The 13051-nt window shown below is 60.8% G+C and carries 10 protein-coding genes; 9 read left to right on the top strand and 1 reads right to left on the bottom strand.

The features are described 5' to 3' along the window. Nucleotides 1–389: DUF2336 domain-containing protein (locus tag VIG90_RS12895; protein ID WP_331593929.1), on the top strand; the 389-nt coding region annotated here is incomplete at its 5' end. Between the two features lie 93 nt (nucleotides 390–482). Here the strand turns inward: VIG90_RS12895 and VIG90_RS12890 are convergent. After that, nucleotides 483–2846, bottom strand: a complete 2364-nt coding sequence (locus VIG90_RS12890; RefSeq protein ID WP_331593928.1) for a hypothetical protein — start codon at nucleotides 2844–2846, stop codon at nucleotides 483–485. Nucleotides 2847–3283: 437 nt separating this feature from the next. On the opposite strand from VIG90_RS12890, the gene VIG90_RS12885 reads away from it, so the two are divergent. The 8 genes from VIG90_RS12885 to VIG90_RS12850 form a co-directional block, all read left to right on the top strand. Beyond that, nucleotides 3284–3832 (top strand): response regulator, encoded by a 549-nt coding sequence (locus VIG90_RS12885; RefSeq protein ID WP_331593927.1) that lies wholly within the window; start codon nucleotides 3284–3286, stop codon nucleotides 3830–3832. Next, complete coding sequence (locus VIG90_RS12880) at nucleotides 3825–4346, top strand: Hpt domain-containing protein (RefSeq protein WP_331593926.1); 522 nt, start codon at nucleotides 3825–3827, stop codon at nucleotides 4344–4346. Before VIG90_RS12885 ends, VIG90_RS12880 begins: the two co-directional genes overlap by 8 nt. Nucleotides 4347–4447: 101 nt before the next feature. Further along, a complete protein-coding gene (locus VIG90_RS12875) occupies nucleotides 4448–5797 on the top strand; it encodes a hypothetical protein (protein WP_331593925.1) in 1350 nt (449 codons plus the stop codon). Between the two features lie 81 nt (nucleotides 5798–5878). Next, a complete protein-coding gene (locus VIG90_RS12870) occupies nucleotides 5879–7351 on the top strand; it encodes a capsule assembly Wzi family protein (RefSeq protein ID WP_331593924.1) in 1473 nt (490 codons plus the stop codon). A 295-nt stretch (nucleotides 7352–7646) separates the two neighbouring features. Continuing rightward, nucleotides 7647–9764 carry a flagellar hook-associated protein FlgK gene (flgK, locus tag VIG90_RS12865; protein ID WP_331593923.1) on the top strand — a complete coding sequence of 706 codons (2118 nt, stop codon included), beginning with the start codon at nucleotides 7647–7649 and terminating at the stop codon, nucleotides 9762–9764. A gap of 15 nt (nucleotides 9765–9779) precedes the next feature. Further along, the gene (locus tag VIG90_RS12860) at nucleotides 9780–10706 is read left to right on the top strand and encodes a flagellin (protein WP_331593922.1); all 927 of its coding nucleotides are present in this window, start codon (nucleotides 9780–9782) and stop codon (nucleotides 10704–10706) included. 166 nt (nucleotides 10707–10872) lie between these two features. Then, complete coding sequence (locus VIG90_RS12855; RefSeq protein ID WP_331593921.1) at nucleotides 10873–11799, top strand: homoserine O-succinyltransferase; 927 nt, start codon at nucleotides 10873–10875, stop codon at nucleotides 11797–11799. A gap of 179 nt (nucleotides 11800–11978) precedes the next feature. Then, the coding region (locus VIG90_RS12850; protein WP_331593920.1) for a DUF2336 domain-containing protein at nucleotides 11979–13051 on the top strand (1073 nt) is incomplete at its 3' end.

Here is a 13051-nt window from a genome sequence, read left to right as displayed (position 1 = left end):
CTAATGGCCGCCTCACGCCAACCATCGTCATGCGCGCGCTGTGCATGGGCGACGTTTCATTCTTCGAAGTGGCAATGGCTCGTCTGGCGGACATTCCGGTCGCCAACGCGCACCAGCTGATTCATGACCGTGGCGGGCAGGGGCTGGCTCGCCTGTTCAAGCGGTGTGGCCTGCCGCCCCAATCCCTGCCGGTGGCACGGACCGCCCTGCAGGCGATCGAGGAACTGGAACTCATGACGGATGGCGACCGTCAGACCCTGCGCCAGCTGATGATCGAGCGGGTGCTGACCCAGTTCGAGGAGGGCATGGATCCGGAGAACCTGGACTACTTCATTGCCAAGATAGCCGGTCGAAATGCTGTTGAGTCCGGTACGGGCACGCAAGCCTGAAACACGCGATAATCAAAAAGAAAAGCCGGGTATTCCTAAGGAATATCCGGCTTTTTTTCTTTTGAAGTGATAGGCTTTTGGCTGGAAAGCGGCTCAACCGTTCAGACGGTTAATGGACTGCGCCAGCATCACATAGAGTTTGCCCAGATCGGACGATAGCAGCGTCACGCTGAGTGCCTGACCATCGCGTTCAGCCATGGTCCGGCCGATCAGCCGTTCGAAGTCGCGGATGTAACGGCGGACCTGATCACGGAACTCGCTGTCGCCGTCGAACAGGCGGGAGATCTGCGAGCGTTCGCCCCGGTCCGCCAGCTTGACGGCGCGACGAACGAAGATGCTCCGATCGCCCTTCAGGTAGGCCTGCCAGTCATTATCCGGAACGTCGGTGCCCAGCATCTTGGCGATGTCGATGGCCGCTGAATTAAGGCTTTCGATCAGGTGGGCGGCGGCACGGGAGAGGTCCTGTTCCGCAACCTGCCCAAGATAGGAGTCGGTCTCGGCCACGCGACGCTCGATGCTGCTCGCCAGTTCATTCAGACGACTGACCTCGCCGTGCAGGTGGCCAACGGCTGCACGGGTGGCTTCCACCCCGCGCTGGCTGGCCGTTTCGACCTCGGTAATGGTTTCACGCAGCGGCTGTACCAGTTGATCGCGAATCGAATCCACGCTCATCCGGCGAAGGGTGGCTTGCGCGGTTTGTACGATATCGTCGGCTGCCGTTTTCAGGGCTTCGCTGGCTTGAGCGGTCATGGCGCGGATGCGGCCCAGAGCATCTACCAGCTGAGACGAGCTCTGGATCGCGGAGGCCTGTGTCGCCTCGCGGGCAGCGGAGAGAGCCGGCGTAATCTCGGCCAGCGCCTGCGTCATGCTCTGCTGCAGAGTATCCAGTTCTTCGCGCTGGCGATCCAGCGTCTCGGAAGCGGTGGCGAGGGTGGCGCACAGCTGGGCCGCGCTGTCGGAGACATTCTGCATGCCTCCGGCCATGCTGTTCGATTGTTCAGCAGCCGCAGCCACGGTGGAACGCGCTTCGGAAGCCTGCTCGATGGTAGCGGCCAGAGACTGGGTGAGCCGGGCTGCCTCGCGCTGTGTTTCCACCAGCGCGTGCTGCATCTGATCGGTCGCAGCCATGCCGTCCGTGAGGGCTTGCGGCAAAACTCGCGCCTCGTCGCCCAGGATACGCAGACGCTGCTGAAGCTGGGCAACGCCTTGCTCCCGCGAAGAGATGCCATTGGAGACCAGCGTTTCGATTTCCTGCCAGGCCTCGTGCAGCCGGGCGACCTCTTGCGCGGCGGCCTGCCGCTGGGTGGCGAACTGAGTGAGCAGAGTCGTAATGCTGGTGCTGACGTGCTGGGTCTGGTGCGCCAGTTCATTCATTGACTCGCTTGCGGCGCTGCTGATGCGTGCGCGGAGGGTCTCCAGAGTAGCTTCCAGCGCTTCTGCCTGCTGCTCAGCCATGACTCGCGTTGAGTCGCTGACCGCTGCCATGCGATTGGTCAGTTCGTCCATGGTGGCAGCGATCTGGTCACGGCTGGCGGCCAGCTGATCGGTAACGGTCCGGCTGCGCTCATCAAGCGTCGTTGCCTGCGCACCGAGAGAAGCCGTCACGGACTCGATGCGGGCCAGAATGTCTGCGGCGGTCTTGTCAGTGACGCCAAGGCTGGCGTTCAAGTCGCGTTGGCGCAGCACCAGCTGGTTGATGGCGCGTGACAAGGATTCTGCCAGATCGTGGCTGGTGGTGCCCGTATTCTGCAATTTCTCTGCAAGCCCGTCGATACGCCCGGCCAGCGGGTCGAGAATGGCGGGCATGCCTGCAACCTGCTCGCTTGCCCGTTCAACTGAGTTGGTGATGCGGGATGTAACCGTATCCAATGCCTCGCTGGAGGTGCCAAGCGAGGCCGTCGTCGCGTTCAGGCGGGTTTCCGTTTGCTCCGCAAGATGACTTAACCGCTCGACAGTAGAGACCAACTGGTTGATCTGATGCTGGATGCCCGAAGACAGGGTGTCAGCCCGGTGCTCGGCAACGGCCAGCGCACCATCGAACGCGGTGAAGTTCTCAGCAAGGCGGTCAGACGCACGACGCAGTCGGCGCTCGGCCTGCAGGGCATCCTGAAGATGAACCCGGGCGGCTGGCGCCTTGGCGCGCAGAATGAACAGACCCGCTACCAGCCAGATGATCGACAGCGGCGCCGCGGCGCCGGCCGCAAAGATCGCCAGTTCAATAAGGCTAGGTGTCGCTTGCGCCCGTGTTTGCCCGAAAACATAGAACGCAGCGGCAACGGCTGCGAGCCAGACGAGCGACAGGATCGCAGCAACCCAGATCGGCGTTGACGACTTGCTGTTGTCTTCCTCTGCCGGAGCTTCGTAAGTGGCTTCCTCAGATGAAAACGTTGTTTCGGTCAGAGTCGTGGAGGGGCCGGTGTCACTGGGGGTGGCTTCCGCCGCTGGGTCCGTTGACATGTCTTCTCCCCTACCTTCGACTTCGGCGGACGGTGGGACAACGGCTTCGGTTTCGGAATGGTTTCCGGCGAATCTCGATCTGAACGTGGATCTCTGCACGAGCAGGTCACTCCAACGGGTTAACGTAGCGTTAGCGATTTACACGGCAGCGTCAATTGCCGGACATGTGATTTGTCAGAGTATCGGTGCGTTGTCCAACATTCAGCCAGCCGGACGAGAGAGCAGCATGACGGGCTGGAATATTGTCGCGTGTAGCAAGTAAATGGACTTTAATGTTCGTTACATGGCAGGATATGTGTGGACATTAAACCGTTGGGCTTAACGTAATGCACGAGGCTGTTATTCACCCAAGGGGTGGATCAGCGCGGCACAAAGCGGCTGGATGAGGCAAGGTTATGGGTACAGGAGAGGGCGGCGCGCCGCGCCGGGCATAGTATATGGCGTTGGACCTGCAACGATTGAGCGTTCTCGTAGTCGAGGACAGTCCGTTTATCCGGTCATTGCTGATTCAGTCGCTCAAGGTCCTGGGCGTGGGTCAGGTGCTGGTCGCCGAACACGGCGGTCGCGCCATCGAGATCATTCAGTTGGTTCAGAAAGACCCGGTGCGTGCTGGGGCCATGAGCATCGATCTCATCCTGTCCGACTGGATGATGTCTCCGGTGGATGGTGCCATGCTCCTGCGGTGGGTGCGTCGTCACAAGGATTCGCCGGATCGTTTCATTCCCTTCATGATGATCACGGCCTATTCCGATCGGGCTCGTGTCGAGGAAGCTCGCAATCTCGGGGCCCATGAAGTTCTGACCAAACCGTTCACGATCCGCACGCTGGCGGATAAGTTACACGCACTCATTAATAAGAATCGCCAGTTCGTGCATACCAAGGATTACTTCGGTCCAGACCGACGGCGGCAGACCATGCCGTTTGACGGACCCGAACGTCGCGTTCTGACGGACAAGAGCCCCGAGGTGGAGGTGATCCATGGCTGAGATGAATGTTTCCAGCAAGCCAGCGGTCAAGGTTCGCTTCTATCGTCTGCGCAACCGCCTTAAGGAAAAAACGGCGGGAATTGGTCACTCCCCTGAGCAATTGCTGTTCATTGACGAAGTGGCGCTTGAGGCAGCCCAGCGCATCTTCGAGAACATGTCCGAAGATTACCCAGACTGGGTGAATCATCAGATCGATGCGCTTTATGAGCTTCACCGCCGCTGTGTCGACACCCCAGAGCATCGCCGAGCCTTGTTCGAGCAGATTACCGCGCTGGCGCATGACCTCAAGGGGCAGGGCGGGACGTTCGGCTACCCGCTGGTGACCGCTTTCGCCACCTCGCTCAACCGTTTTTCCGCGATTCGTCAAGACATTACGGACAACCACGTTGAGATCATCAAGGCGCACATCGATGCCATGAGGGCAGTCATCCGCGATCGTATCAAAGGCGACGGAAGTGAAATCGGCCTGGCGCTTCAGCGCGGTCTGGCGCAGGTAATCGAGAAATACCGCTGAAGCGAGGCCACTCGCAGCGCTCCCTGCTGGCACATCGTGAAGAATGGCCGTAGAGATGGCCGGAATCATGAGATGACCGGCATCTCCACAAGAGGAGCGTCATGGCGCTGATCGGGCTGTTCTGTGCAAACCACGCCGCCGCTGATGGGAATGGCGATCCCTCGGCCTTGCTTCGGGTGGGCGGGATCAGTCTGCTCGAGCGCAATCTTCGTCTGGCGCTGAAGGCTGGCGCTACTCGTCTGGTGGTGTTGGCGGAAGAACTGTCTCCGGCACTGGTCGAGGAACTGACTGCGCTGCACCGCCGCTATCCGCTGGATGTGGTGCGCGTTGCCGAACAGTTGGGCAGCAAGATCGAGTCTGAAGACCGGGTCCTCCTGATTGAGGAAGGGTTTGTCGTCGATCAGCGGCTGGTGAACCGGGCGGCTGCCCAGGAGGAACCAGCGGTTATCACCATCTGGAACGCAGGCCCGGCGGTGCCGGAGCGTGCCGTGCGGCTGACGGCGCAGTACTTTTCCGGGGCGGTCAGCATTCTGCCGGGGCAGCTGGTTCGCCGGATCGCTAAGGGACTGGGTGACTGGGACTTTGAGCAGACCGTGCTGCGCTCCGCCATGGTCGACCTGGAGCCGCATTATCTGGATGCGGCCGGCTGCGGTGGCTTCGTGCCGATGCTGGGGCGGGACGTCCCGCTGCTGTGGCATGCCGTCTCCAGCCAGGCCGATGCGGCCGCGGCCGACCAGAGCCTGTCCGGTACGGCAGACGCCAGCCGGGGCGATGCGCCGACGCGCTGGATCTACGGGCCGCTGGCCCGGCTTGCCCTGCTGCACAGCGGCAAGCTGCGTCTGAGCGCTGCACCAGTGGCCTGGGCGGGGGCAGGCTTCGGCACTGTTGCGATCGTTACGCTCTTTCTCGGCTGGTTCTGGGCAGGCGTGGCCTGCGCCATTCTCATGGGCTTCGCCTTCGAACTGTCTCACCGGATCGAGCAGATTCGCCTCGATTCCGCTGCGCCGGGCTGGCTGCTCAACCATGCGCCACGCCTGCTTGAGGCAGGATGGTACGCGGGGCTGTGCGGTGCATTCGTAAAAACCGAAGGCATGGCGGCCGTGGCCGTCGCGCTATTGCTGCTGGTGTGTCGCCTGTCTGCAGACCTGCACCGCCATTACTTCCACCGCCTTTTCCATTCCTCCCTCGATGACGCGCCAGGCGTGCCGCGCCTGATCGGCTTGCTGGGGAGCGGCGCGCAGACCAACATGTGGCTGTTGTTGATCTGCGGAATTGCCGGGGTCTGGTATGCTGGATTCTGGGCTGTCGCGGGGTACAGCGCCTTGACGTATGGCTTCGTCCTAGGGGTCTTCGTGCTGCGGTTGAAGCAGATGGTGCAGCGTCGCGCGCCGGTGGAAGACGAGGGAGCAAGCAGACCGCGCTCAGGCAATTCTGCTGGAACGGGCGCATAGACAGGGCGCATTTTTTGTTTATTTAGCCAGCTTCGTATCTTAGCCGGTTGCAGAGCTTCCGAAGAACAGGGGGAGAGTTCCATGCGTGGTGTGTTGACGGCTCTGGCGTTTTCGCTGGCAAGCGCTCCTGCTCTTGCGGCTCCGTGGGCGGATGCAGGCGATGTACGGCTGCGGCAGGACGTTGAGCTGCTGGCAGATTACGGTTTGCTGGGCGGGCCGATTGCAAGCTGGCCGCTGCCGCTCACCCAGATTAACGATGCCGTCGCGAATATCGATGTTGCCACCCAGCCTCCCCATGTGGCGGCAGCCGTCGAGCGGCTGCGCATCCAGCTGAACGTCTCGCAGCAGCGGTCAGTGTACAGTTTTGAACTGAATGGCACCAACGATCCGTCTTTGGTGCGTGACTTCGGGGATACCGCCCGCGAAGATGTGGATGCCACTGTAAAGGTGGTGCACGAACTGGGCGGAACTACCATCAGCTATGGTGTTGGCTGGCGTTCGGAGCAGCACGGCAAGAACTACCACTTTGAAGACACATATATTGCCCGGCGTTTTGGCAATTGGGCCGGTTATGTGGGGTATGTCGACACCTGGTGGGGGCCGGGGCAGGAGAGCGCGCTGCTGATGTCCAATAGCAGCCGCCCGTTCCCCAAGATCGGCCTCAAGCGTCTGTCGCCGGATGCCTTTAATCTGCCGGTTCTGAAGTGGCTGGGCCCCTGGCGGTTCGATGCTTTCCTTGGTCGCCTTGAGAAGGACCGTGGCGATTACGAGAATCCTCTGCTCATGGGCATGCGTTTCTCGTTCAAGCCGGCGCAGGCGGTGGAGATCGGCCTCAGCCGTACCATGCAGCTGTGCGGCAAGGATCGTCCTTGCGGCTTCGGTATCTGGCGAGACGCCATTTTCGCCTTCGGCACCAAGGACAACACCGGCACGCTGGATGAACCGGGTAACCAGATTGCCGGGATCGATATGCGGATCAGTGGCCGGATTGGCTCGCTGGCGGCCTCGGCTTACGGCGAGGTGATCGGTGAGGATGGTGACGGCATCCTGTTCGAGCAGCTTTCCTACACCGCCGGCGGCACCTTGTCGGGCGGCACATCGGGCGGGTCGATCTGGAAGCTAGGCGTTGAATACACAGACACTTATGCTTTCTATCTCGCCGAGAAGCCGGCTTGGGAAACGCGAGATCGCGTGCCGGGCTCGACTTACAATCACTTTATCTACCGCGACGGGTACACCTATCGTGACCGCCCTATCGGCATGAGTCTGGATGGCGACAGTCGTCTGTTCTCAGTGACGGCATCACTGACCGATAAGAAGAACCGCCGCTTCTACGGCGCGGTGCGCAAGGCTGATATCAACGTCACCGATACCGTGCGCTACCACATCAGCCAGAACAACGAAGACATGTGGATCGGCGAGGCAGGTGTTGAATGGCCGACCCGCTGGGGTGACCTTCGCGTTGAAGGCCGCCTGCAGACCGATGAACCGAACACGCCGGGCCGCTCGCCTCTGAAGGGTCAGCTTGAACTGGGGCTACGCACTCGTTTCTAAACAAGCGTCCGGGCAGGGCAGCAGGCCCTGAGATTGCCAAAATACACATGCGTACAGTGGAGCGGCGTCTGCGGTCAGCAGATTGCCGCTTCAGTCGTTTTTAGTCCTCTGCCGAGTTTGGCATCGCTTTTGCTTATCTTCCTGCATGAACGTGAAGAGAGAGCTGAGCGAAATGGCCAGAATACAGGAGAACCGCGGATCAGCGGCACCGGGCAAGCCCTGTGGCTTTCTCCGTTCAGGTCATCTGCGCCCGGCAAACTTTGCCGGTCGGCAAGGCTGATAGGGGAGCTGGCGCATGACGTTGAGCAACATCCTTCAGACGGCCTACACGGGCATCTCCGCGTCGCAAACAGCGTTGCGCTCGGTGTCCAACAACATCGCCAACGTAAACACCTCCGGCTACAGCCGCGAACAGGTGATGTTCGAGGCGCAGGCTTACGGCGGCAATGTAGCGGGCGTGAAGATCGGTCAGATCCGCCGCGTGACCGACCAGTTTCTGGAAAAAGCGGTGTACAGCGCCGGGGCGGACGCCGGTCGCTATTCCATCATGCAGCAGTTCCATGACCGGCTGCAGGGCTTCATCGGTGCTTCAGATTCCAAGTCGGGGCTCGGTGCCTCGCTCAACAAGATCTTCACCTCCATCTCCACGCTGACGGCCAATGCTGGTGATGCCGTACGGCGTCAGGGTGCGGTGGACAGTCTCGACCGCTTTGCGGAGGAGGTCGAAGCACTGGCCGAGCAGATTCAGGCCCTGCGCGCGGATGCCAGCAATCAGGCCATGGAGACGGTGGATTCAGTCAATGACCTGCTGGCACGGATCCACGAGCTGAACCCGCGTATCGTCGCGCTGAAGGTCACCAACGGCAACACCAGTGCGCTCGAGGAACAGCGGTCCCAGGCGCTGGAGCAGTTGTCCCAGCTGATGGATATCCGCACCATTGATGCGGGCAACGGCGCAATCCACGTCGCAACATCATCCGGCACCACGCTGCTGGACCATTCCTTGTATCAACTCGATTATCCGTCCCCCGGCACGGTCGTGCCGGAGACGAATTTCTCTCAGATCCGCATCATGGCAGTTCACGTTGGCTCCGGCGTGAAGACCGATACGGGCAAGGTACTGGACGGTGATCTGGCTGGCGGCAGGCTGAAGGGCCTGCTCGATATGCGGGACAAGGAATTGCCTGCCGTTGCCTCCAGCCTTGGCGAACTGGCAAGAGCGTTCACGGAGGAACTCAATGCCGTGCATAACGCCAATTCAGCAGTTCCGGCACCCGCGACCCTGAGTGGCAGGCAGACCGGTCTGCTGGGCACTGACCGGCATGGCTTTACCGGCGCTTCAACCTTTGCAGTTGTTGATCAGGCTGGCCGAGTGGTGGCTTCGACCACTGTCGATTTCGATGCTCTGCCAGGCGGATCCATCAACGATGTGGTGGCGCAGATCAACGCCGGGCTTGGGAGTGCGGGCAGCGCCAGCTTCGTTAACGGGCAACTGAAGATCACGGCGTCCGGTGCGGGCAACGGGATTGCGGTGGCGGATGACCCAGCCAACGCGTCAGACCGGGCCGGGAAGGGGTTCTCTCATTTCTTCGGCCTCAACGATCTGATCGCTTCCCGCTACAACACCCACTTTGCTACCGGGGTTGCGGGCACCGACAACCATGGGTTTGCAGCAGGCGGCAGCGTGCACATGGAGATCCGGGATTCCTCGAACCGGATCATCACCAGCTACACGCTGACGATGGCAGGCGGCTCGTTCAATGACATCCTGGCCGACCTGAACAGCCCCGCCGGGCTCGGGAACTACATGACCTTCTCGCTTGATACGCAGGGTCAGCTGGTTTCAACGCCCAAGCCCGGCTACTCGAACGCCCAGATCCATGTGGTGTCCGATAGCACCAACCGGGGCGGCACGGGCGTCAATTTCAACAGCTTCTTCGGACTGGATCGCAGTGCACAGGCCAAGATTGCCGGCGGTCTTTCGGTTCGCTCAGACATTGCCAGCAATCCGTTCAATCTGGCGCTGGCGAAGTATGACACTGCGGCCGTGGCAGGCGGCGTTGCTCTTGGCGTTGGCGACCAGCGCGGCGCGAACGCGCTGTTTGACATCAGCACGGGCAAGTTCTCGTTTGGCAAGGCGGGCGACCTCTCAGCCGTGTCGGCAACCTTGTCCGAATACATGGGGCTTGTGGTAGGCGACGCCGCCATGAAGGCCCAGCGCACCGATGCGGGTGTTGCGGATGCAGTGACCCTGCTCACCACGGTTTCCCAGCGGCGCGACGATCACTCGGGCGTCAATCTGGATGAGGAGCTCAGCAATATGATCGTGTTCCAGAACAGCTACAATGCTGCGGCGCGGCTGATGACGACGGCCAAGGAAATGTACGACACGCTGCTGTCGGTTGCTCAGTAAGGCTCGGAGGCGCAGATGACCCGGGTTGCAAGTTACTCGCACAATCAGAGCCTGTTGCAGGGCATGCTCCGCAATCAGGCGGACCTCTACAAGACCCAGCAGCAGATCAATACGGGCAAGAAGGCTGACGATTACAAGGGCATAGCCCCACAGGCATCAACGGTTGTGACGGCCCGCGCTGCCATGTCCCGCACGGAAGCCTATAAGGATACCGCCAACGAAATCAGCCAAACTTTGTCTCTCATCGATCTGAAGACCGGTTCCATGCTGGAAGCGACGGAAGCGCTGAAGCAGTCGATCCTCGAAGCGCTGGCGATGGACAACGGGCAGGGGTTTGGTGAGATTCTGGAATCGAACTTCCAGATGATCGCCTCGGCACTGAACACCAAGATCGGCAACAGTTACCTGTTCGGCGGCGGCCAAACGACCGAGAAGCCCTTTACGGCAACATCACTCGATGACTTGGCCGGCCTGGCAAGCGCAAGCGACGCCTTTGTGAACGATCAGACCAAGTCGTCAGTGCGTGTGACTGATACCTTTACCATGCAGTACGGCGTGCTGGCGGACGAGGTGGCCACGCCGGTGATGGAGGTCATCAAGGCGCTGAAGGAGTTTCATGACGATCCGATGACGGGCCCGATCAACGGGGACCTGACCCCCGCGCAGGTCACCTTCCTTGAGGCCAGGCTGGCGGATATCGATGCTGCCACACAGGGAATGCGCACCATCCAGACGGCCAACGGCTTGCGCCAGAGCCAGATGAAGGACGTGACGGAGCAGTTGAAGCAGCAGTCCGTCTATTATGAAACCTTCGTTGCGGACATCGAGGACGTGGATATGGCAGAGGCGATCACGCGCTTTAATGCGGATCAGGCCGCGCTTGAGGTGTCCTACCGCGCGGTCAGCCTGATCAGCCAGCTCAACCTGTCCAAGTACATCTGATGAGTCTGAAGGCAGGAAGGGGGGGCAAGCTTCCCGCTGAACCGACGGGAACGCACGGCTGCGCGACATATACGACGCTGCCAAGGGTTGTGATTCCCGCCCGGCTCGCCTAACGGTACTGTGTGCTAATCCAGTACGTCTCGCGTTCGTAACATTGGTCCGTGCCATGCCGATCAAGATTCCTGATGGTTCCCCTGCGGAAGCCGTTCTGCGCAGCGAAGGCGTGGAACTGATTCCGGAAGGTGTCGCCCTCCGCCAGGACATCCGTCCTTTGCGGATCCTATTGCTCAACCTGATGCCGACCAAGATCGCAACCGAGGTACAGATTGCCCGGCTGCTGAGCCATACGCCGCTACAGGTGGAGCTTTCGCTGCTGACGACGGCGAGCTACACGCCGCGCAACACTCCGATCGAGCATCTTCAGGCGTTCTACCGCACGCTCGATGAAGTGCGCTCGGAGCGGTATGACGCCATGATCATCACCGGCGCGCCCGTCGAGACCATGGCTTACAACGACGTGGCCTACTGGCCCGAGTTCATGGACATTTTCGAGTGGTCCCGCACCAACGTCTTCCGCCGCTTCAGTATCTGCTGGGGTGCGCTGGCGGCACTGTATGCCGCCTACGGCGTGGACAAGGAGCACTTCAGCTGCAAGCTCTCGGGCGTGTTCCCGCAGACGGTGCGCGCGCCGGAGCTTCCATTGCTGCGCGGCTTCCCCGAAGTCTTCCCGGCCCCGGTTTCCCGCTGGAGCGGGGTGCGTCATGAAGACCTGCAGGGCCACGAAACCTTGCGGATTCTGGCGGATTCGCCCGTTAGCGGTGCCTGCCTAGTGATGGACGAGGGCAACGGCGACCTGTTCATGTTTAACCATCTGGAATATGACACGGACACGCTGAAAGGTGAGTATCTTCGAGATCTGGCGGCCGATCCGGCAACATCGGTGCCGCACGGCTACTTCCCTGATAACGACCCGCAGCGCGAGCCGGTCAACCAGTGGAAGCCCTTCGCGCACATGCTGTTCTGGAACTGGATCACCTGCCTCTATCGCGACACGCCTTACGACCTGAGCGTTCTCTCGAACCAGAACGGTTGATCAGCAAAATCTATCAGCCAGAGATCCTTTGAGCGACGGGCACTGCGTTTTCGCGTGCCTGCCGCTCGCTTGCGGCTTGCCAACAACCTAAAGTGGATTTTATTGTCGTCTGGTAATGGCTTATTAATTCCCGATCCTTAACCTTTTGCAGGGTGGAGTTGAAAGTTAGCCGGTCCAGCATGAATCATACCGATATCGACAAGCTGCTAGCACTTGCCGCGGATCGCTCAAGCGAGGCGCGCAAGGAGCTCGTCCATGCTATTGTCGATTTCTTCCTGCCTGACCGTTACCGGCTGACCGAGCAGCAGCGCGCGCTGATGGCTGATGTTCTGACCAAGCTGGTCAAGACCATCGAGATGGACGTGCGGCGCAATCTGGCCGAGATGCTTCTACGCTCGGAAGTCGATCTGCCCGAACTGGAGCGGATGCTGGCCAACGATGAAATCGAGGTCGCCCGTCCGCTGCTGGAGAGCAGCAAGGTTCTGCAGGATGCAGACCTGATCGAGATCGTCAAGAAACGCACTGATCAGCACCGGCTTGCCATTGCCATGCGCGGCCAGCTGAGCGAACCGGTCACCGAGGCACTGATCAAGCATGGCTCGCCCGATGTGGTCGAGGCGCTGATCCGCAATGAAGACGCGACGCTGTCACGCCGCGCCATGGAGTATCTGGTGGCTGAAAGCCGCCGTCTCGACCGGTTTCAAGAGCCGCTGCTGGCGCGGTCCGATCTGCCGGCCGAACTGGCGCACCGCATGTACTGGTGGGTGTCCGCCGCATTGCGCCGTCGCATTCTCACAGATTTCGATGTCAGCCCCGAGGTTCTGGACGCAGCGCTCCAGCGTGCAACCCAGCAGGCAGTGGTGGAAACGGACGACGGCCAGAGCCTTCAGGCGCGCGCCCACAAGCTGGCCCGCCGCCTTCAGGAACTGGGCGAGCTGACGGATTCCTTCCTGTTGCAGGTACTGCGTCAGCAGCGGGTCGCCCTGTTCCTGGCCGGTGTTTGCGAACGTGCCCAGATCGACAATCGCGTCGGCTGGCATGTGGTGTCCGGTCGAAATCTGGAAAGCTTCATCGTTCTGGCGCGCGCCATCGGCATGACGCGGGACGTCATGGCCCACATCGTGCTGCTGCTGGGGCAGGTGAACAATCCTGTCGCCATGCAGAAGCCTGAGGTGTTGACCACCATTCTCAAGCTGTATGACGAGTTGGACCCCGCAAAGGCGGAACGGGTGCTGAAGCTGTGGCAGCTGGA

The organism is Pedomonas sp., assembly GCF_036515995.1.
GTDB lineage: Bacteria > Pseudomonadota > Alphaproteobacteria > Sphingomonadales > Sphingomonadaceae > Pedomonas.
This window is presented reverse-complemented; position numbering and strand designations above follow the sequence as displayed.

Excerpts from the sequence above, each read along its gene's own strand:
- VIG90_RS12890 (WP_331593928.1), bottom strand. The coding sequence starts at position 2,846 with ATGTCAACGGACCCAGCGGCGGAAGCCACCCCCAGTGACACCGGCCCC.
- VIG90_RS12885 (WP_331593927.1), top strand. The coding sequence starts at position 3,284 with ATGGCGTTGGACCTGCAACGATTGAGCGTTCTCGTAGTCGAGGACAGT.
- VIG90_RS12880 (WP_331593926.1), top strand. The coding sequence starts at position 3,825 with ATGGCTGAGATGAATGTTTCCAGCAAGCCAGCGGTCAAGGTTCGCTTC.
- VIG90_RS12875 (WP_331593925.1), top strand. The coding sequence starts at position 4,448 with ATGGCGCTGATCGGGCTGTTCTGTGCAAACCACGCCGCCGCTGATGGG.
- VIG90_RS12870 (WP_331593924.1), top strand. The coding sequence starts at position 5,879 with ATGCGTGGTGTGTTGACGGCTCTGGCGTTTTCGCTGGCAAGCGCTCCT.
- flgK (WP_331593923.1), top strand. The coding sequence starts at position 7,647 with ATGACGTTGAGCAACATCCTTCAGACGGCCTACACGGGCATCTCCGCG.
- VIG90_RS12860 (WP_331593922.1), top strand. The coding sequence starts at position 9,780 with ATGACCCGGGTTGCAAGTTACTCGCACAATCAGAGCCTGTTGCAGGGC.
- VIG90_RS12855 (WP_331593921.1), top strand. The coding sequence starts at position 10,873 with ATGCCGATCAAGATTCCTGATGGTTCCCCTGCGGAAGCCGTTCTGCGC.